This window comes from Rheinheimera sp. ATLC3, assembly GCF_059429535.1.
Window position 1 is genome coordinate 1,664,941 of sequence record NZ_CM182103.1, and the last position, 20,536, is coordinate 1,685,476.

17 protein-coding genes are annotated in these 20,536 nt (G+C 51.3%); 8 read left to right on the forward strand and 9 right to left on the reverse strand.

Translation table 11 applies throughout. The annotated features are described in order from the left end of the window. Both glnE and AC5SV9_RS07790 read right to left on the reverse strand, forming a co-directional pair. Window positions 1-2,820, reverse strand: a complete 2,820-nt coding sequence (gene glnE, locus AC5SV9_RS07785) for a bifunctional [glutamate--ammonia ligase]-adenylyl-L-tyrosine phosphorylase/[glutamate--ammonia-ligase] adenylyltransferase (protein WP_475147794.1) — start codon at window positions 2,818-2,820, stop codon at window positions 1-3. Between the two features lie 13 nt (window positions 2,821-2,833). Further along, the gene (locus AC5SV9_RS07790; RefSeq protein ID WP_475147797.1) at window positions 2,834-3,736 is read right to left on the reverse strand and encodes a CYTH domain-containing protein; all 903 of its coding nucleotides are present in this window, start codon (window positions 3,734-3,736) and stop codon (window positions 2,834-2,836) included. Between the two features lie 133 nt (window positions 3,737-3,869). Here AC5SV9_RS07790 and AC5SV9_RS07795 point away from each other — a divergent pair, with 133 nt between their 5' ends. Beyond that, window positions 3,870-4,475, forward strand: coding sequence for a TIGR04211 family SH3 domain-containing protein (locus AC5SV9_RS07795; RefSeq protein WP_134059165.1), 606 nt, complete (start codon window positions 3,870-3,872; stop codon window positions 4,473-4,475). Window positions 4,476-4,499: 24 nt separating this feature from the next. Here the strand turns inward: AC5SV9_RS07795 and AC5SV9_RS07800 are convergent, their stop codons facing one another. Next, window positions 4,500-5,006: an Lrp/AsnC ligand binding domain-containing protein gene (locus AC5SV9_RS07800; protein WP_134059162.1), complete on the reverse strand. Its 507-nt coding sequence runs from the start codon at window positions 5,004-5,006 to the stop codon at window positions 4,500-4,502. 132 nt (window positions 5,007-5,138) lie between these two features. Between AC5SV9_RS07800 and putA the strand changes: the two genes are divergently transcribed. From putA to AC5SV9_RS07815, 3 genes are all read left to right on the forward strand, one after another. Beyond that, window positions 5,139-8,915 (forward strand): bifunctional proline dehydrogenase/L-glutamate gamma-semialdehyde dehydrogenase PutA, encoded by a 3,777-nt coding sequence (gene putA / locus AC5SV9_RS07805; protein WP_475147801.1) that lies wholly within the window; start codon window positions 5,139-5,141, stop codon window positions 8,913-8,915. Window positions 8,916-9,080: 165 nt separating this feature from the next. Beyond that, the gene (locus AC5SV9_RS07810; protein ID WP_475147804.1) at window positions 9,081-10,208 is read left to right on the forward strand and encodes an HD-GYP domain-containing protein; all 1,128 of its coding nucleotides are present in this window, start codon (window positions 9,081-9,083) and stop codon (window positions 10,206-10,208) included. A gap of 89 nt (window positions 10,209-10,297) precedes the next feature. Continuing rightward, complete coding sequence (locus tag AC5SV9_RS07815) at window positions 10,298-11,515, forward strand: cyclic di-GMP phosphodiesterase (protein ID WP_475147807.1); 1,218 nt, start codon at window positions 10,298-10,300, stop codon at window positions 11,513-11,515. On the opposite strand, the gene AC5SV9_RS07820 is transcribed toward AC5SV9_RS07815, so the two are convergent. Then, window positions 11,512-12,306 carry a general secretion pathway protein GspB gene (locus tag AC5SV9_RS07820; protein ID WP_475147809.1) on the reverse strand — a complete coding sequence of 265 codons (795 nt, stop codon included), beginning with the start codon at window positions 12,304-12,306 and terminating at the stop codon, window positions 11,512-11,514. The genes AC5SV9_RS07815 and AC5SV9_RS07820 overlap by 4 nt on opposite strands. 40 nt (window positions 12,307-12,346) lie before the next feature. After that, on the reverse strand, window positions 12,347-13,273 hold the full coding sequence (locus AC5SV9_RS07825; protein WP_475147811.1) for an ExeA family protein: 927 nt from the start codon (window positions 13,271-13,273) through the stop codon (window positions 12,347-12,349). Between the two features lie 97 nt (window positions 13,274-13,370). Here AC5SV9_RS07825 and AC5SV9_RS07830 point away from each other — a divergent pair, with 97 nt between their 5' ends. Beyond that, window positions 13,371-14,606 carry a multifunctional CCA addition/repair protein gene (locus tag AC5SV9_RS07830; RefSeq protein WP_475147814.1) on the forward strand — a complete coding sequence of 412 codons (1,236 nt, stop codon included), beginning with the start codon at window positions 13,371-13,373 and terminating at the stop codon, window positions 14,604-14,606. Here AC5SV9_RS07830 and AC5SV9_RS07835 read toward each other — a convergent pair. Genes AC5SV9_RS07835 through folB form a run of 3 tightly spaced genes read right to left on the reverse strand, consistent with a single transcriptional unit; the run spans window position 14,603 to window position 16,250 of the window. Further along, window positions 14,603-15,406 carry an undecaprenyl-diphosphate phosphatase gene (locus AC5SV9_RS07835; protein WP_475147816.1) on the reverse strand — a complete coding sequence of 268 codons (804 nt, stop codon included), beginning with the start codon at window positions 15,404-15,406 and terminating at the stop codon, window positions 14,603-14,605. The two genes, AC5SV9_RS07830 and AC5SV9_RS07835, sit on opposite strands and share 4 nt — an antisense overlap. Continuing rightward, the gene (folK, locus tag AC5SV9_RS07840) at window positions 15,403-15,897 is read right to left on the reverse strand and encodes a 2-amino-4-hydroxy-6-hydroxymethyldihydropteridine diphosphokinase (RefSeq protein WP_475147819.1); all 495 of its coding nucleotides are present in this window, start codon (window positions 15,895-15,897) and stop codon (window positions 15,403-15,405) included. The genes AC5SV9_RS07835 and folK overlap by 4 nt, the downstream gene beginning before the upstream one ends. Then, window positions 15,897-16,250, reverse strand: a complete 354-nt coding sequence (gene folB / locus AC5SV9_RS07845) for a dihydroneopterin aldolase (protein WP_475147822.1) — start codon at window positions 16,248-16,250, stop codon at window positions 15,897-15,899. Before folB ends, folK begins: the two co-directional genes overlap by 1 nt. A gap of 138 nt (window positions 16,251-16,388) precedes the next feature. On the opposite strand from folB, the gene plsY reads away from it, so the two are divergent. After that, entirely contained in the window at window positions 16,389-16,994 is a 606-nt protein-coding gene (plsY, locus tag AC5SV9_RS07850; RefSeq protein ID WP_134059133.1) for a glycerol-3-phosphate 1-O-acyltransferase PlsY, read from the forward strand. Between the two features lie 176 nt (window positions 16,995-17,170). On the opposite strand, the gene tsaD is transcribed toward plsY, so the two are convergent. Further along, window positions 17,171-18,184: a tRNA (adenosine(37)-N6)-threonylcarbamoyltransferase complex transferase subunit TsaD gene (gene tsaD / locus AC5SV9_RS07855; protein WP_475147825.1), complete on the reverse strand. Its 1,014-nt coding sequence runs from the start codon at window positions 18,182-18,184 to the stop codon at window positions 17,171-17,173. Window positions 18,185-18,364: 180 nt separating this feature from the next. Here tsaD and rpsU point away from each other — a divergent pair, with 180 nt between their 5' ends. Further along, window positions 18,365-18,580, forward strand: coding sequence for a 30S ribosomal protein S21 (gene rpsU, locus AC5SV9_RS07860; protein WP_027671378.1), 216 nt, complete (start codon window positions 18,365-18,367; stop codon window positions 18,578-18,580). Between the two features lie 153 nt (window positions 18,581-18,733). Next, window positions 18,734-20,488, forward strand: a complete 1,755-nt coding sequence (gene dnaG, locus AC5SV9_RS07865; RefSeq protein ID WP_475147828.1) for a DNA primase — start codon at window positions 18,734-18,736, stop codon at window positions 20,486-20,488. The last annotated feature ends 48 nt before the right edge of the window (window positions 20,489-20,536 follow it).

Sequence of the window (20,536 nt, forward strand, 5' to 3'; positions counted from 1 at the left end):
TTACACTGCTGCTGTTACGTCAAACAGTTGCCGCCACACTTGTTCTACCTGCCATTTAGCCTGTTGCAGACGATCATCGGGTGGCAGGGTCGCCGGCGCCAGCGTCTGGCGGTGCCCGGCGCCACGTAACAGCTGATAGGCCTGCTGCAACTGAATACTTTGCTCAGTGCTGAGTAAGCCAGCGGCGGCGGCGGCTTCAAGAATACGGATATTGTCGCTGTACTGGTACAGGCTGGCATGTTCGGCGCTATAGGCCAGCACCAGATACTGGCTGATAAATTCCAGATCAACAATACCACCAACGCTATGTTTGGGATCGTCAGCCATACCGCTGTGATGCTGGCGCAGCTTATCACGCATCGTCGTGACATCCTGGCGTAAGCTGCCAAGTACACGGGGCTGACTTAAAATCTGCTGACGGATACGGTTAAAATGCTGCTGCAGGTCCATGCTGCCATATATCGCCCTGGCCCTGACTAGCGCCTGATGTTCCCAGGTCCAGGCTTCCTGTTGCAGATACTGGCCATAGGTCTCAATGTGGATTGCCAGTAACCCCGAGTTACCGGATGGCCTGAGTCTGGTATCGATATCGTACAATACGCCACTGTTGGTGCGGGTGGTACAAAGATGCAGTACCCGCTGCACCAGTTTCAGATAGAACTGCTTAGAATCTATGGCCTTATCGCCAGAGGTTGCCTCCTGGCTGTCACAGTTATGCACAAACACCAGGTCCAGATCAGAGCCATAACCCAGCTCCAGCCCACCAAGCTTGCCGTAAGCTATTACCGCAACACCTTTATTATCATTACTGGCGCCGGCAGGTAAACCATAACGCTCTGTCATTTGCTGCCAGGCCAGCTCTACGACCTGCGCCACTATGGCTTCAGCCAGCCAGGTTAAATGGTCGCTAACTTTCATCAACGGCAATACACCGCTGATATCCGCCGCCGCTATACGTAGTTGCTGCGCCTGTTTGTACTGGCGCAATGTCTCCATTAACAGCTCCAAATCATCTGACGGTACCCGCAGCATTTGCTGGCGCAGGCGGTCGCGATAATCAGCAGCTGTTGACACCTGATACAACTGCGCCGGGTCTATTAGCTCATCCAGTAACATCGGATAACGCGCCAGATGTTCGGCCAGCCAGCCGCTTTGATTACACAGTAATACCAGTTGTTGCAAGGCCGCAGCGTTTTCAAACAGCAGCTCCAGATAAGCGGTACGGGTGACGATTTGGCGAAATACCCCCAATACCCGGCTCAGCACACTGGGCAACGCCTGCTGTTGTTGCAACATATGTAACAACAGCGGAATAAGCTTGGCCAGAAAATCGCGGCCACGCGGGCCAACACTGCGTTTTTGGCAATCCTGTTTGAATTGCTGCAGCTGGTCAATTAGCTCGGTAGCCTGCTCCAGGCTAAGCCAGTCGAGCTGCGCAGCAAGCTCAGATGATGCCTGCTCACTGTCCCAAATCAGTTTACCCAGCGTGATTTCCTGTTGGTCCGGCTCTTCACCGTTATCAATCACCAATTTGAATTGCTGGTGCACCCGGGCCATAGCGGCATCCACCAACTGTTGTAACTGCTGCCAGTTGTCAAAGCCTACCGATGCCAACAGCTGCGCCTTTGACAAATCGTCCTGTGGCAATGTCTGAGTTTGCTTGTCGTCTATGCCTTGTAACGCCTGCTCAATGCGGCGCAGTAATAAGTAATCCTGCCGCAGTTCGCCGGTTTGTTCTGCCGTCAGAATGTTTTCGTCTGCCAGTACCTGCAGTGCTTTGAGCAATGCAGGCTGCTGCATGGCCGGGATGCGCCCACCGCGGATCAGTTGTAATGTCTGCACAATAAACTCAACTTCGCGGATACCGCCGATGCCAAGTTTAATATTATCGCGCCGGTTCAGACGGCGATTTTCCTGCTCAATCTGCTGTTTCATCCGCCGCAACGACTCAATGGCAGAGAAGTCGATATAGCGCCGGTAAATAAAGGGCCGCAGTAGTTTTGTCAGCTCTGCGCTGTGGACACCGTCGGGGTTTAGCACCCTGGCTTTTAGCATGGCGTAACGCTCCCACTCCCGGCCTTGTTCCTGATAGTAATCTTCCATTGCGGCAAAGCTCAGCACCAGAGGGCCACTATCACCAAAAGGCCGCAGCCGCATATCGACGCGGTACACAAAGCCATCTGCGGTAACCTGATGTAATGCCGCTATCAGCTTCTGGCCGAGTTTGGTAAAAAACTGCTGATGCTCACAGCTTCGGCGTCCGCCCTGGGTTTCGCCGTTGCCCGGATAGGTAAAAATTAAGTCGATATCCGAAGAGAAATTTAGCTCACCACCACCGAGCTTCCCCATGCCCAGAATAAGCAGTGGCATTGCCTTTCCCTGATTGTCCAGCGGCGTGCCCCACTGTGCTGACATCTGCTGATAGGCCCACTGATAGGCCGCATTGATGGTCAAATCTGCCACTTGTGATACCTGCAGCAGGCTTTCAGTAATATCCTGCAGCTGCAAAATATCTGCCGCCAGAATGCGACACAATTGAGCATTGCGGTACTGTCGTAGCTTTGTAAAAGCAGCCGGCTCGTCAAGGGCATCCAGCTGTGGCGGTACATTGCTGTTAAGCTGCAAAGCCGCCATCAGTGCTGCACTGTCGCAAAATTCAGCCTGCAGTTGCGGTTGTTGCAACAAAGTGCGGGCAATAAAGTTGCTGCCGCTGAACAACACGGCCAGTTGCTGCTGTGCGGCGCCGCTGACAGCAGTCAAATCAAACCGGCTGAGTATCTGCGTTAGATAACTGGAAAGTGCAGCACTTTGCTCGCTCATTATTGACTCCCGCTCAGGTATATTGATACAGATACTGCGACAGGCTCAGCAGTAATAAGTTGTACTCCCGCAACGTAAATACCGGTTGGTTGGCTGCAAGTTGCTGCGCCAAAGCTGACGCGGTAACACTAAGCTGTTGCAGTTGCCCAAGCTTCCCGGTCGCAGATGCAATAGCACTCAGAGCCTTTGCCGCAATGCCAAGCGCCAACAAATCCCGTTGTTGTAAATAGCAGGCCTCGGCTTGTTGCAGCGCTTTGACCTGCGCCAGCAAAGAATCACCAATGTCTGTGGGCAATTTTAGTTTAGTTTCAAACGCCAGCTGGTAACCCCGTGCAGCCTTACTTAACCAACCGGTTTGCAGCGGTAGTAGCTGAATAAGCTGGTTTGCCAGAACAAAAAGCTGCTGCGGATCGCCCGTCAGCAATTCAAGTTCCAGCTCAGCAATCGGCTGCGTTTTACCTTTCGCAGCCACCTGGCCCTGATCGTAAACCAGGTCGACTTCCGTACCATCAGCACAGCGCAACTGCCAGCTTCTTCTGTTAAAGTCAGTACGGAACAGCTCAGTAAGTTCTGTCTGCAGCTTGCCGACATCGGCATTTTCCGGCCATATGTGACTTGGAAAAGACACCAACTGTGGTATTACCGACGCGCAGGGCGCGTTGTACTCCGGCCGCATCTGCATAGCACCATGCTGGGTGCCCGCCAGTTTAATGGTTTGCTCATAGCGGCCTTTCTTCAGACGGCTACGCAGCCCCATGTCATGCTGGCGAAACCAGTTCGTGCTGGTATCAAAATAAGCGTTCAGCAGATCTGCCTGCTCATAGTGGCTAATTTGGCCCAGTTGCGTCAGGCTGGCCTGTAATTGCGGTAAATATGCCGGAGCCAGTAAAAACTTCAGCTCAAGTTCAGTACTCATCTGCTACTCTGTCTGCTATGGTGTGTCCGGCACAGGCCGCCACCGTTTTAAACCTTGTCAATTGCCGCGCAACTCCCTATCATCCAAGGTGTTGGCTGCAAAGCTGTTTTATAAAAATAAGCTCAGGATACCTATGTTCAGATTAATTAAAAGCTCCCTGCTGGTATTATTTTCAGCATGTTGGTTAGCCTATTGCGGTTCAGCCGCCGCCCAGACAGAAAGCAAGCCAGCCTTTATCAGCGACGCCTTATTTGTTTACCTGCATTCAGGCCCAAGTAATCAGTACCGGATTGTCGGGACTATTAACGCCGGCCAAAGTGTCACTTACCTTGGGGAAGATGCCGAGACCGGCTATGCGCAAATTCAGTATGAAGATAACAAAACCGGCTGGTTGCCAAAAGAGCATGTCACCTTTAGCCCGGGGTTAGTTTCACAGCTGGAGCAGTTAAAAGCCGAGTATGCCGATCATAATGAGAAAATTATGGCACTGGAGCAGCAGCGTGATGAGTTAAACAGCCAGTTGAATCAGGCCGTCGCTGAACGTCAGACGGCGCAGGAACAACTGGAGCAAGCAAACCGGGCCTATGAGCAGCTAAAAGTGCAGTTAGAAAACACCCAAAGCTCGATCTGGGAAAAACCTATGGTACTGGGTTCGCTGATTTTACTGGCCGGCCTGCTGTTTGGCCTTATTTTACCGCTTATCCTGCCGAAAAAACGTAATAACGAACGCTGGATGTAATCTCTGCAACAGCCGTTTCCATTATCAGCCCGCTGCCGGCGGGCTGTCTGCCGGTTTCAGTGGCAAGCCCCGGTCATTTTTCACCTGTTCTATCACCACATAGGTATGTGTTTGCGCTACACCCGGCAAATCGACAATCAGTGCCAGTATGTCGCGGTAAGCGTCCATATTTGGCAACCGCAGTTTTAACAGATAATCAAAACCGCCCGCCACCATGTGACATTCAGCCACCTGAGGGATCTGCACTACCGCATCGCGAAACTTATCAAATACCTCGCTGGTGGTTCTGTCCAGCGTAACCTGAATAAAAGCGGCAGTACCAAAGCCAAGCTTAGCCGCGTTTAGCCGGGCGCCAAAGCCGTCTATATAGCCTTCTTTTTCCAGCCGCTTAACCCTGTCGATACAAGGGCTGGCGCTTAAATTAACCTTTTTTGCCAGATCAACATTGGCAATGCGGCCGTCGCGCTGCAGCGTGTCCAGAATACTGATATCAATCCGGTCCAGCGCTTTACTTTTTACAGGTGTATTCATATCAGTAATTTTTCTGGTTTATGTTAATTCTGCCAGAATTATATAGGGTTAAACGGCAAAAATAACCACCCTATGCTGCAGACTTTTCACTAAAATGCCGCATTCTCAAATCTTGTCAGGAAGCTATCTGCCATGCTGTATAACGGTTCCCTGGTTGCCACTCAACCGCTGCGTCAAACTATTCGTGATTTCTATCGTGCCGATGAAGATAAGGTATTGGATTACCTGCTACCGCTGGCCGATATTGGTGTTAATGCCCGCAGCCGGGCCTGGGAGCGTGCGCGCCAGCTAGTACTGACTATCCGTCAGGCGCAGGTAGGTAAAGGTGGTGTAGATGCGCTGCTAAATGAATTCTCGCTGTCAACCGAAGAAGGCCTGGTGCTGATGTGTCTGGCCGAGGCCCTGCTTAGGGTACCTGATAAAACCACTGCCGACCGCCTGATCCGCGACAAGTTATCACAGGGCGACTGGAGCTCTCACCTGGGTAACAGTAGCTCGATTTTCGTTAATGCTTCGGCCTGGGGTTTATTGTTAACCGGTAAGCTGGTGAACTACTCTGATGAACAAAAGAAACAACAGTTTGGTCTGTTAAAACGTACCTGTGGCCGCTTGGGCGAACCCGTGATCCGCCAGGCAGTGCGCTATGCGATGCAAATTATGGGCGCGCAGTTTGTTATGGGCACTACTATTGGTGCCGCACTGGAGCGCGCCGCTGACATGGAAGCCAAAGGCTTTCGCTACTCTTATGACATGTTGGGCGAAGGCGCCCGCACGATGGCCGATGCAGAGCGTTACTTTGACAGCTATATGCGCGCTATCGATACCATAGGTAAAGCCGCGAATGGCCGCGGCCCGTTTAACAGCCCGGGCATCTCGGTGAAACTATCTGCCATTCACCCACGCTATGAATTTAGCCACCGTGACCGTGTTATCGACGAGCTTATTCCGAAAGTCAAACAGCTGGCGTTAGCGGCCAAAGCCTACGATATTGGTTTTACCATTGATGCCGAAGAAGCCGACCGGCTGGATATTTCACTGGATATTATTGAAGCTGTGTTCAGTGATCCGGCACTGGATGGCTGGGAAGGCTTTGGCCTGGCCGTGCAGGCTTATCAGAAACGCGGCATTCATGTTATTGAATGGCTGCGCGATTTAACGGTAAAAGTGGGCCGAAAAATGATGGTACGGCTGGTTAAAGGCGCCTACTGGGATACCGAAATCAAGCTGAGCCAGCTTGAGGGTTTCAGTGACTTCCCGGTATTCAGCCGTAAGCCGTCAACCGATGTGTCTTATCAGGCCTGTGCGAAAAAAATGCTTAGCTATCGCGACAGTATTTACCCGCAATTTGCGACGCACAATGCTTACACCGTTGCCACCATTATGGAAATGACCAAAGACTACACCGGCTTTGAGTTCCAGCGCCTGCACGGTATGGGCGATGCGCTGTACGATGAAATTGTAATAAAAGACAAGATCCCATGCCGCATTTATGCGCCGGTGGGAGAGCATTCTGATCTGTTAGCGTATCTGGTGCGGCGGTTACTGGAAAATGGCGCCAACAGTTCATTCGTAAATAACATTGTCGATGAAACTATTCCGGTTGAATCACTGCTGAGTGACCCGGTTGAAACGGTACGCGGCTGGACGAAGAAGCGCAACCGCCAGATCCCGCTGCCGGCAGATCTTTATGGCAGCGAGCGTAAAAACTCTAACGGCCTGGATTTAACCGACATAGACCAGTTAGAGCCGGTAAAAGCAGCACTGACGCAATGGTTTGACAGCGTTAAAGACATTGCAGTGCAGCCGGATGCCGTACCGGTAACCAACCCAGCTAATCTGGATGAAGTGATTGGTTATCTGCAATATGCCGATAAAGACAAGATGCAGCAGATCCTGGCCAATGCCGATGCCGCTTTTGCCAGTTGGTCAGCAACGGATGTCGCCGAGCGTGCAGCATTACTGCGCCGCATTGGTGATGCACTGGAAACGCACCGTAACGAGCTACTGGCACTGTGTGTAAAAGAAGCCGGTAAAACGTTGGGCGACAGCGTAGCTGAAGTGCGCGAAGCGATAGATTTCTGCCGCTACTATGCTGCCCGTGCCGAAGAATTGCTTGCACAGCCACAACAGGCCCGTGGCGTGTTTTTATGTATCAGCCCGTGGAACTTCCCGCTGGCCATTTTCTTAGGCCAGGTAGCCGCTGCTATTGTCGCCGGTAACACCGTGGTAGCCAAACCGGCAGAGCAAACCAGTTTAATTGCCATCCGTACTGTTGAAATTATGCGTCAATGCGGCATGCCAGAGCATGTCGTGCAATTAGTTATCGCACCGGGCCGTCAGGTCGGCGAGCATATCGTGCCAGACAGCCGTATTCAGGGTGTGATGTTTACCGGCTCAACCGAAACCGGCTGCTGGATTGCACGTAAACTGGCAGAACGTGGCGGTGAGCCGGTGCCGCTAATTGCTGAAACCGGCGGCCAGAACTGTATGATTGTCGACTCTACTGCCCTGCCTGAGCAGGTGGTAGACGATGTGATTTCATCAGGCTTCCAAAGTGCTGGCCAGCGCTGCTCTGCACTGCGCGTATTGTTCCTGCAGGAAGACGTGGCAGATAAAATTATTACCATGTTAAAAGGCGCCATGGCTGAGTTGCATGTCGGCGATCCTCAGTGGCTCAGTACAGACTTGGGCCCGGTGATTGACGCCAAAGCCCACGAGCGCTTAAGCAGCCATGTGCAGTATCTGAGTGATAAAGCCACCTTACATTATGAATGCAAGATCCCAGCAGGTGACCGGCATTATTTCTTTGCACCACGCCTGTACGAGATTGCTGATTTAACCGTGCTGGAACGGGAAGTGTTCGGCCCTGTGGTACATATCATCCGCTTTAAAGCAGATGATCTGGATAATATTATCAATCAGATCAATGCCACAGGCTATGGCCTGACAATGGGCGTACACAGCCGGATCGAACAGTTTACCCGCCGTATAGCCCGCGATATTAAAGCCGGCAATATCTACGTTAACCGTAATATGATAGGTGCTGTCGTTGGCGTGCAGCCATTTGGTGGCCGCGGTTTATCAGGCACCGGTCCTAAAGCAGGCGGCCCACTGTATCTGACACGGTTAGTTAAAGACAACCCGGATGTTAGCTGTGCAGCATTGGATGACGCCAAGCGCCATCGCCTGCTGAGTGAAACAACCAGTAGTGCAGTTGCCTATGCCATGCCAGCGGCTATCAGCGCACAACAACAGTGGTCACTGCAGTCGATAAATCAACGCACCTCTGTGTTGCGTCAGTTTATGGCATCACTGGCAGCAAATACCGTCGTCAGCAAGCAAGAACCGGACTTAGAGCAGGTTTTAACGCTTGCCCAGCAAAAACTGGCACGGGTAGAGCGCGAACTGCAAAAGCCTATCGCTTTGCCCGGCCCAACAGGTGAGAGCAATGTGCTGGTGCTGGACCCGCGTGGTGTGCTGGCGCTGGTGCGTGACGAATCAGCGGCGTTCAGCCACTGGTTACTGGCGATTATTACCGCACTGGCAGCAGGTAACGCTGTCGTTACAGCGGTAGAAGATGCCGACATGGCCGAAGCGGAAGCCTGCATTAAGGCGCTGCAGCAAGCTGGCATGCCACAACATTTGGTGTCTGTGGTGCGGCTGGACTGCCTGACAACTCTGCTGGCACACCAGGATCTGGCAGGGGCGATGATAGACGTTAGCAGTGCTGTAAAACCTTTATGTGCCGAACTTTTGGCAGCGCGTGAAGGCGCCATACTGCCACTGATCACCGCACCGGCAGGGCCGCAATTATTGCACCGTCTGGTGACAGAAAAAACCATCACCATTAACACCACAGCAGCTGGCGGTAATGCGTCACTGATGACAATGGCTGACAATATCGGCTGATAACGCCACTTATGTCATGATAAAGCCCGCTGTTGCGGGCTTTATGCTATGGTATATACCGTGCTATCGCAGTATTATGACAAATTATCTCGTTGTTAATTTATAGTTAAGCCGGTTCAGATATACTACGCGGCTGATTGTGAAGTAGGCAGGGTTAGGCGGAAGATGGCATATCAGGAAGTACACATAGCCGATTTGCAGCCAGGTAGCTATGTGGTTCAGGTGTTACAGCAAACCGGTGATGTCATCGTTAAACATGCCGGCTGGGTGCGCACACCCGCAGCTATCGAGCAACTGCGCCGCAAGGGTGTACAGGTTGTTCTGACCGATCCGGAAAAAAAACTCGAAGAGACTAAAGCCCCCCCAGCTGCAGAACCCACCAATATTGACGACGAACACAGTTCCAGAGCACTGTTCAGCGATGAGTGGCCAAAAGCTGAGCGTGCTTTGGTACAAACGCAAAAAGTGCAGCGGCAGATGCTCGATGCAGTGCGTCATAACAATATGATTGACCTGACACTGGTGCATGAAGTCAGCGCCGGCCTGGCCGATTCTATAGCACGTAATCAGGATGTATTACTGTGTTTAAACCGCATTGCCGAGCAAAGCGACAGCCTTTTACAGCATAGCATTAGTTGTGCTGTCTATATGGCGGCCTTTGCCCGACATCTGAATATGCCGACACATAAAGTGCAGTCGCTGATCACCGCTGCATTGCTGCATGATATCGGCAAAGCACTGAACCCGGACTATTTGCAGGCAGAAGACTATATGGCCATTCCGGCTAGTCTGAATGCGCTGCAAAAAACAGCTAATCTGGCGGGTGAAATCTCGTTATGGATTAGCCAGCATTGTGCGCATCTGGATGGCAGTGGCTCACCAAAGATCAGCGCCGGCCAGATAGAAAAAGGCAGCCGGATGCTGGCTATTGTCAATAATTACGAAAAACTGACCTCACCACAACATAGTAAGCTGGGCCCGCTGGCGGCGTCCCGCTTGTTGCTTGAACGCACACCACACAAACTGGATGCCGAGTTATTGCAGCTGTTTATCAAATGTATCGGTATCTATCCGCCGGGGTCTGTCGTCAAACTGACCAGCGGAAAACTGGCTTTGGTGCTGGAGAACAGTGCGAAAAAGCCGCTGCTACCTAAGGTGAAGATATTTTATCACAGTGCGCATCAGCATCACCTGCCAGCCCGGATACTGGACCTTTCCCGCCAACAGGAAGAGCAAATTGACAGCTGCGTCGATTTGAAAAAATACGGCCTGGATGTGCGCAACTACATCTAAATTTTACCATTAGCTAATATAAGCTGCTTGAATAAGCACAACAGCCGCTCTAAGATGTTAACAATTGCCTGAGTGGAAATGAGCAGTACTTGAAAACAATTAATATAGCGCAGTTAGCCAGCGGTATGTATGTGGTAAATGCACAAACATCCTCAGGTAAGGCTCTAAAAATACAAGGATTAATATCCAACCCGGCCCAGATAGAACTGTTGCGCAGTAAAGGTGTCACACAGCTTAGCATTGACCCTGCCAGGCAGCAGCCCACCGAACTGGAAGTCGATGACAGCAGCCAGTTCAACATGGTAACCACCGCTGCAGATTCTCCATCACTGACAGCCCGTCAGAGCATGAAAAAGCTCAGCATGGCGCAGGAAATCAAGAAAGCAAAAGCTCTGTATTCAGAAGCCAAGTCACTGCAAAAACGTGCTTTTGCTGACATTACTAACGGTAAAGCGATTAACGTTGCTGATTTTCGCCGCTGTGCCGAAGGCTTTATTGATTCGGTGTTCCGCAATCAGGATGCACTGCTCTGCATCAGCCGGATGCGTGAGAAAGATGCTTACCTGCTTGAACACTCGGTCAATGTATCTATTTTGATGACTATTTTTGCCAAGTACCTGAAGCTGGACGAACCCACAATTGAAGAGCTGGCCACAGGGGCTCTGCTGCATGATATCGGTAAAATAAAAGTACCCGATGCCATTCTGAACAAGCCGGGCCGCTTAACAGATGACGAATTTGTTGTTATGCGCCAGCATGTTGAGTTTAGCCGCGATATTCTGCAGCAAACTGAAGGTATCTCGCCAATCAGCCTGGATGTAGCGGCAAATCACCACGAGCGCATGGATGGCAGAGGCTATCCGGCAGGTCTGAAACAAGAGCAGATATCCTTACATGCCCGCATGATCGCAATAGTCGATACCTATGATGCTATTACCGCCCAAAGGGTTTATAAGAGCGGTCAAAGCTGTGTCAGAGCCCTAAAAATATTGCGCAGTGACAGCCCTGCGCATTTTGATCTGGAGCTGGTTAAGCAATTTATTGCCGCTATTGGTATGTATCCACCGGGCACGTTAGTTCTGATGGACAGTGAAAAACTGGCGCTGGTGCTGGAAAACAACCCCAGCAGCCTGACCTGCCCGGTCGTTAAAGTGTTTTACCATACCAAAAGGCGCTGTTATCTGCCGCCGCTGACGGTCGATTTGGCAAACCCGAAGTGCGATGATGCGATAAAGTCTGCTGTCGATGCCTCAGACTATGGTATTGACCTGAAAAAGTTTTTTAATGAATTTATCATGCAGGTTTAGTCAGGCCAGCCTGAAAGTGCCGTCATACTAAACAGCTGATTACCGTACTGCAGCAGCACAAACTGCGGCGTAATTTCTTTAATGCGGATATCAGCCGTCACCCACTGCCCTTCCTGTAGCGTTTTACCATTTACTTTTACCCAGCGCTGACTTGGCGTAGTGGCATAAACATGAGCATCAAACCGTAATGCGGGTATTTGCTGACGTAAGCTGGCATCCAGCTCGCTGATATCAACTGCAGGAGCCTCGTTGGTTCGTCTGGCCAGGCTACGGCTGCTTTGCTCTGTCGCTTTTAATGCTGAAGCGAACTTGTCGCGCAGCTCAGATGACACCTCCACCGGTTCCGCCGCAACGTCTTTGGTTACAGCCATCGGCTTTGGCTCTGCAGCTGCACTGCCGGCAGTCATGGTTTTTACCGGTGGCGGTGAGCTAAATTGCTCGGTCACCGGCTGCGGCGCTGGTGATACGACCTGGTTCAGTGCTGAGCCTATTTCTGCCGGGCTGGTGTTCACGCCAATAACAGCTGTCTTGTTATCTGCACTGTCATGAGTATTTTTTGTCTGCAGTGCCTGCAAAATAGCCTCAGCAGCTGCGGGCTCAACCTCGGGTTGCGGCTTAGTTTGTGGCGCAGGCTGTAGTAGCGGTACCAGTAAATATGCTGCAACAGCACCGGTCAAAAGCGCCAGTAACAAGGCCAATACCAACGCCAGCTTACGCCAGTAAGTGCTGGTTTTGTCAGGTACAGGATCTGAATGATGCTGCTGTTTTAATGCAGCCATTAAAATAGACATAACCTTGTTCACTACCTTTTATGCGAAAAGTGCTCGCCTGTCAGCCGTGTTGCAACAGCGGCATCAGCACCAGCGCCAGACTAAAGCCCAGCACTATAGCGCAAACCCCCAACACAGGCCAGAACCAGGCAGGTAAAGCCCGCTGGTTTACCTGATCTGACAGCGGTAGTATTTCACTGGCAGCGTGTTTGACCATTTTCTCGCTGACAATCGCCTGCTGCTGACCATAAGCACCAAGTAAAGCCCGATCGGCCATCAGATTAAGTAGCCTTGGAATACCGCCACTTAGCTGGAACAAACGTTTGACCGCAGCGTCGCTGAATACCGGCCGGCTGCAACCTGCTACCTGCAAGCGGAATTTAAGGTATTGTTTTACCTCATCCAGATCGAGTGGCAACAAGTGGTAACGGGCGGTAATACGCTGCGCCAGCTGACGTAAGTCGTTGCGTTTTAGCAATTGCTGTAGCTCCGGCTGGCCAATCAGAATAACCTGCAGCAGCTTGCGGGTATTGGTTTCCAGATTAGTCAGCAGCCGTAATTGCTCCAGCACAGCAGGCTGCAGGTGCTGGGCTTCATCAATAATCAGCAGCGTATGCTTACCGGTATCATGGTTTTTCAGTAAACGGTTTTTGATTTTATCGCCGAGTAACTTCAGGCTGGCATCACTTTTTTTATAACGGATTTTCAACTCGTCGCAAATAGCGCCAAGCAATTCCAGCTCGGACAATGTGGGATTGAGAATAAACGCCACCTCAGCCCGATCGTCCAGCTCCTGCAGTAAACAGCGGGATACTGTGGTTTTACCCGTTCCTACCTCGCCGGTCAGCAACACAAAGCCGCCCGCCTCACCCAAGCCAAACCGCAAGTGCGCCAGCGCCTCTGCATGGCGCGGGCTCAGATACATAAACTCCGGGTTAGGGGCTATCGAAAACGGGGCACTGCTCAGACCGAAAAATCCGGTATACATACTGCATCCTGCTACTTGGGGCGCTGCAACGTGCTGCGGCCGTGCATTTTGAAAGACGACGGGTATAATGGCAAAAAATCCAGCAACAGGAAAGCAGGTGCAACGATATCTGGTCGGTGGTGCAGTACGTGACAGTCTTTTAGGGTATCCGTTTCATGAGCGGGACTGGGTCGTGGTCGGTGCTACCCCCGAACAACTGCTCGCTCTGGGCTATCAGCAAGTGGGTAAAGACTTTCCGGTATTTTTGCATCCCGATACCAAAGAAGAGCATGCGCTGGCCCGAACCGAGCGAAAAAGTGGCAAAGGTTATACCGGCTTCAGCGTTTATGCTGCACCGGATGTCACGCTGGAACAGGACCTGCTGCGCCGCGACCTTACAATAAACGCTATTGCCCAGGCAGATGACGGCAGTCTGGTTGATCCTTTTCACGGTGCAGACGACATAAAAAATAAAGTGCTGCGCCATGTTTCGGATGCATTTGCCGAAGATCCACTGCGTGTGCTGCGTGTTGCGCGGTTTTACGCCCGCTATGCTCATTTGGGGTTTACCGTTGCGCCGCAAACCATGCAGTTGATGCGCCAGCTAAGCTCAGAGCTTGATACGCTGGCGGCAGAGCGCGTCTGGCAGGAAACCGCCAAAGCGCTTAGCGAAAAAACGCCTCAAGCCTATTTTGATTTGCTGCAACAAACCGGCGCTTTACAGGTACTGATGCCCGAACTGGCCGCACTGTGGGGCGTGCCACAGCCGCCGCAATGGCACCCGGAAATTGATACCGGCGTGCATACGCTAATGGTAGTGCAACAAGCCGCACTGTTATCTGACCGGCTCGACATTCGCTTTGCAGCATTAGTGCACGACTTAGGCAAAGGTGTCACCAAACCTGAGCTGTGGCCAGCGCATCACGGCCATGAACATACCGGCTTACCGTTAATTAAGCAGCTGTGCCAGCGTTTACGGGTGCCGAACGATTGCCGCGATCTGGCGCTATTGGTATGTGAGTACCACCAGATCATCCACCGCGCCCGCGAACTGAAAAGTAACACAGTGCTGAAACTGTTTAATGCGATAGATTTATGGCGTAAACCGCAACAACTGGAAGCGATATTATTAAGCTGCGAAGCCGATTTGCGCGGTCGCACTGGCTTTGAAAAAGCCGCGTATCCGCAAGCAGATTATTTACATCTGCTGGCCAGTGCGGCTTTGCAAGTGAATGCCAAGGCGTTACTGGCACAAGGCTTAAAAGGTGAACAAATTAAGCAAGGGCTGGAACGCGCCAGGCTGAATGCGATCAGCTCAGCCAAAGCACGCTATAACGCAGATACAGCACCTTAAACGGTGCTGCTTAACACCAGCAGTAAGGTTATACCTAAAATCAGCCGGTAAATTACAAAAGGCAGCATACCCATGCGCTCAATCACTTTTAAAAACAGGTGTATACAGATAAAAGCACTGATAAATGACAAGCCGGTACCAAGCGCTATCGCATTGATATCATAGTGCGTAGGTTCAGACAGTAGCTTAGACGCCTGATAGCCGCCGCTCAGCACTATGATCGGAATAGATAATAAGAACGAAAAACGCGCTGCACTTACCCTGTCCAACCCCAGCATTAACGCTGCTGTCATGGTAATACCAGAGCGCGAGGTACCCGGAATAAGCGCAATCGCCTGGGCAATGCCAATCAGCAGTGCCTGCTTCCAGCTTAACTGCTCCATTGTTTGTTGCTGTTTTGCCGTCACGTCTGCCAGCCATAACGCCAGGCCAAACACGATAGTCGTCACCGCGATCACATAGGGCGAGCGCAGAAAGGTTTCTATCAAATCAGCGGCCAACAAACCGGCCAAGCCTGCCGGTATCGTCGCCAGTATCACCCACCACGCCAGTTTACTTTCGGTGGTGTGTTTCCCACCCAGACTCTGAAACCAGCCGACGGTTAACTGAGCGATATCACGGCGAAAATACAGCATTACTGCCAGTAAAGTACCGACGTGTACCGCAACATCAAACACCAGCCCCTGATCCTGCCAGCCCAATATCGCGGAGGGCAGAATAAGATGGGCAGAAGATGAAATAGGTAAAAACTCGGTCAGGCCCTGAATAATAGCCAGAATAATCACTTCCACTGTACTCACTGCTGCGCACTCCATTCAAATGGCACTGGCCATAATTTTTGTTTTTTCTCGTATTGCTGCCATAACCCGGCGTAAGACAAACCGGTCTTCGGATGCAACCTGTCAGGCGCTAGCTCTGCCAGCGGCCAAAGCACAAACGCATTTTCAGTAATTTCTGCCCGTGGCAACTCCACCGGTTGCTGGCATACCACGTCGTCATAAGTCAGCAAATCTAAATCCAGGGTACGGCCACTGAACTTCTGCGCACTACGGTCTCTGCCATAACTGTCTTCAATTTGTTTAAACAACGCGACACAGTCGGCTATTGGCAAGTCCGTATCTGCACAGGCCACCAGGTTATAAAAGGCATCACCGCTAAAGCCAACGGCTTCACTCTCATATACTGACGACAACTGCACGGCGCCAAAGTGTTGCTGCAACGCGCTGACTGCAGCCTGAATATGAAACTGACGATTAATATTACTGCCAATGCTGATATAAATCCGAGCCATCAGTTGCGGCTCCGGATAATGTGTACACCAACCGTCTGTGCCTGCGCTACTGCACCAGGCTTACTGACGGTTACTTCAACTTTGCTGGTGGCAAACTGCTGCAATAACATAGCGGCTACACGCTCTGCGACGGTTTCAATCAACTCTATCGGTTGTGCTGTGACAAGTGCCGTTACCTTGTCGGCAATAATGGCATAATCCAGTGTCAGCTTGATGTCATCGCCTGCAGCCGCCGCTTTGGTGTCGGTTGTCAGGGCCAAATCAAGAAAAAGCCGTTGCTGAATGGTCTTTTCCCAGTCGTAAACGCCAATAACGGTGTCTACTTGTAGCTGTTTTATAAAAACTATGTCCATTCAGTTACATCCGCATTGCGTTATTTCTCGTTTCAGGTAGGCTGGTCGGATAGGTAAAACCGCTGAAAACCTATATTCTGCAGGCCTTGAATCAGGCTGCAATCTTAACGTAAAAACTGGTGCTGAGGAACCGCCTTAATGACCCCGCTGATTGGAATTATGATGCTGGCAGCCTATCTTTGTGGCTCCATTTCGTCGGCAGTGCTGGTCAGCAAACTGTTCCGCTTACCCGATCCCCGTTTACATGGCTCCGGCAACCCCGGTGCAACCAACGTGCTGCGCTTAGGCGGCAAAGTTCCTGCCGTGCTGGTATTAGTGTTTGATATTTTAAAAGGCACTATCCCGGTGTGGGGCTCCTATTTTCTGAAAATAGAACCGCTGTATTTAGGCTTAATCGCAATCTGCGCCTGTGTTGGGCATATCTTTCCGCTATTTTTTGGCTTTAAAGGCGGTAAAGCAGTGGCAACAGCTTTTGGTGCTATGATGCCAATTGGTCTGGATCTGGCGGGCTTATTGATAGGCAGTTGGCTGGTAATTGTCGCGCTCAGTGGCTATTCATCACTGGCAGCCATTTTGACGGTGAGCTTGGCACCGGTGTTTACCTGGTTTATCAAGCCTTTGTATACGATACCGGTGTCGATGCTCAGCGTGCTGATTATTCTGCGCCACCGTGAAAACATAGTGCGCTTGTGGCAGGGTAAAGAAAGCAAAGTGTGGGATAAGACCAAGCGCATTCGCGAGTAGCTTAACTCGGTATTCGCTATAGCTTCCGGTTGCAACTCCCGCTTTGGCTCACCACAGCAACTCGCTACCGCTTGCGCGTTCGCTCAAACACTCTGTGGTGCCCAAATCGTGATTCCAACCTTCAGCCTCGCAGGGCCACTACTCAAAGCCCGCACACGCCGCATTGATTGTAATGTTTACACCGCTGGCAAATCCTGCATTGGCCAGCGTGGCGTGACACCAATCGTTAAGTCCTGCTGCTGCCCTGCGGCTAAACGAAAATACCCGGCCAGCGCGATCATAGCGCCGTTATCCGTACAAAACTCCTTGCGTGGATAAAACACTTCACCACCATAGCGCTTTAATAACACTGCCAGTTGCTCACGTAATGATGTGTTCGCACTGACACCACCGGCAATCACCAGCCGCTTATAGCCGGTTTGCTGCAATGCGCGTTCACATTTAATTACCAGCGTATCCACCACCGCTTGCTGAAACGACGCAGCGATATCCGCCTGTACCTGAGTACTGTTACCTTCTTTAGCTATCACATTGGCAGCAGAGGTTTTCAGGCCGCTAAAGCTAAAATCCAAACCGGGCCGGTCGGTCATCGGCCGGGGGAATTTATATTTTTTCGCATCGCCTTGTGTTGCTAACTTCGCCAACAAAGGGCCGCCCGGGTAATCTAACCCCATCAGCTTGGCGGTTTTGTCAAAGGCTTCACCGGCGGCATCGTCAATAGATTCACCCAGCAACTCGTAACGGCCAATACCTTCTACCGCCACTAACTGGGTGTGACCACCCGACACTAAAAGCGCAAGAAAAGGAAACTCTGGCGAACGTTCTTCCAGCATCGGTGCCAGTAAGTGGCCTTCCATATGGTGCACGGCCAGTGCCGGTTTATTCCACGCCATCGCCAGCGACCTGCCAATAGCCGCGCCAACGAGTAGCGCACCGGCAAGGCCAGGGCCTGCGGTATAAGCCACGCCATCAATATCGGCAGCTTGGCAACCGGCTTCTTTTAAAGCCTGTTTAATTAACGGAATGGTTTTACGGATATGGTCACGCGACGCCAGCTCAGGCACCACACCACCATAGTCAGCATGCAATGGGATCTGGCTATATAGTACATGACTGAGCAACCCCTGCTGGTCATCATAGATCGCTATACCGGTTTCGTCGCAGGACGTTTCTATACCTAAAACTCGCATCTGTGTCTCAAATCCGCTAAAATAGCGCGCATTGTACCGGCTCAGCCCACGCAGAGCCAGAGGATCGGATTTAGATCGCAGAACTGCTTTACATCACCCTGTCTTTTTGCGTAAAATGCCGCACCATTTTTAATCGTATTGGTTCAGAGATAACCAATTTGGCCCTGAGGTGAGAATTTAATGCCTGTTGTTAAAGTAAAAGAGAACGAACCGTTTGACGTAGCATTACGTCGTTTCAAGCGCTCATGTGAAAAAGCTGGTGTATTAGCTGACGTTCGCGCAAAAGAATTCTACGAGAAGCCAACCTGGATCCGTAAGCGTAAAAAAGCAGCAGCTGTTAAGCGTCACGCTAAGAAGCTGTCTCGCGAAAACGCACGTCGTATCAAGCTGTACTAAGCGTCGCTTAGCTTACCCGCTGTACGACCACGGTGCTGTCTGCTGATAAATATCAGCATTGAAGAGCCCGTCGTGATATTGCAAAGTTGATATCTGCATACCGTGCCCGCAAGGCACGGTTTGTCTTTTTCTGAATAACGCCGAAGGAAAAAGGTGGCAGGACAAATCCCAAGACAGTTTATCGACGAATTACTGGCCCGCACCGATATCGTCGAACTGATTGACCAGCGCGTACCGCTTAAAAAAGCCGGTAGAAATTACGCCGCCTGTTGCCCGTTTCATAGCGAAAAATCACCTTCTTTTACTGTCAGCCCCGATAAACAGTTTTATCATTGTTTCGGTTGCGGTGCGCACGGTAACGCCATCAGCTTTATGATGGAGTTTGAACAGTTGGAATTCGTAGAGGCGATTGAAGAGCTGGCGCAGCTACACCATCTGGACGTACCACGTGAGCAAGGGGCGGCTAAGGCACGGCCTGCAGCACATGCCGATGATTACACCTTAATGCAGCAAGCCGCTGCGTTTTATCAGCAGCAGCTAACACAGCACCCAGATGCGCAAAAGGTACGGCAATATATTGCCAAACGCGGCTTAAGCGAGAAAACAGTCGCCGACTTTGCGATTGGATATGCACCAGACGGCTGGGATAATCTGCTAAAGCAGCTAAGCCCGGTTAATAACAGAACCCTGCGCGATCAGTTAGTTGAACTCAGACTTATTAACCGTAACGACAATGGCCGCGAGTACGATTTTTTCCGCGACCGGTTAATGTTTCCTATCCGCGATAAACGCGGCCGTGTTATTGCCTTTGGTGGCCGGGTACTTGGAGACGGTACCCCTAAATACCTGAATTCGCCGGAAAGCCGCTTATTTCATAAAGGCCGCGAACTGTATGGTTTATACGAAGCACGCCAGCAGCCGGGGCACTTAGAACAGGTACTGGTAGTAGAAGGCTACATGGACGTTGTTGCACTGGCCGAACATGATATCCGTTTTGCCGTCGCGTGCTTAGGCACCGCCACGACGTCAGATCATATGCATACGCTGTTTCGCTACACGCCCAAAGTAGTGTGCTGCTATGACGGCGACCGTGCCGGACGTGATGCAGCCTGGCGTGCCCTGCAAAATGCGCTGCCGCAGTTAAAAGACGGGGTGGAACTTAACTTTGTGTTTTTACCCGATGGCGAAGACCCGGACACACTGGTGCAAAAAGAAGGCAAAGACGCTTTTTTGCAGCGTATTGCGGCGGCAACACCGCTGAACCAATACTTTTTTGAACACCTGATCCAGGAATTTGATCCGGCGACAGACGCAGGAAAATCGGCATTGTCAGTTAAAGCCGCCGAACTGATTAAACAAATTCCCAGTGAATTTTATCGCGACAGTTTAAGCGACAAACTGGCTAACCTGCTGGGTAAACCACGGGAACGGACGAAAGCAGCAGTAAAACGGGCACCTAACCGGATAACACCCGCCACAATGAAAATTACACCAATGCGCCGGGCTATTGGTTTATTGCTGCAGTATCCCCATTTAGTGAAGGTAATGCCTGATGCGCCGGAGCTGGCAGACGCAGATATCCCCGGTATTAACTTACTGCTGGCCATACAACAACGGTTGCAGCAAGAGCCCGGGTTAACCACAGCCCAGTTACTTGAGCAATGGCGGGATTTACCTGAACACAGCATCCTGATGACGCTGGCCGCCTGGGAACACCAGATCGAGCCCGAACAGCTGTCGCAGGAGTTTATCGACACATTTTATTTTATTGAAGATCAGTATCTGCAAAAGCAACTGGATGAACTGGCGCTACGGGCCAAGCTTAACCAGTTAAGCAAAGCCGAGTGGCACAAATACAACCTGTTGCTGCAGGCACTGAAAAGCAAAAAACCAAAGCTTGCGACCTAATGCAGCTGGCTAGAAAAGCTGCGCTTTGTTATAATCGCTAGTTCGCAA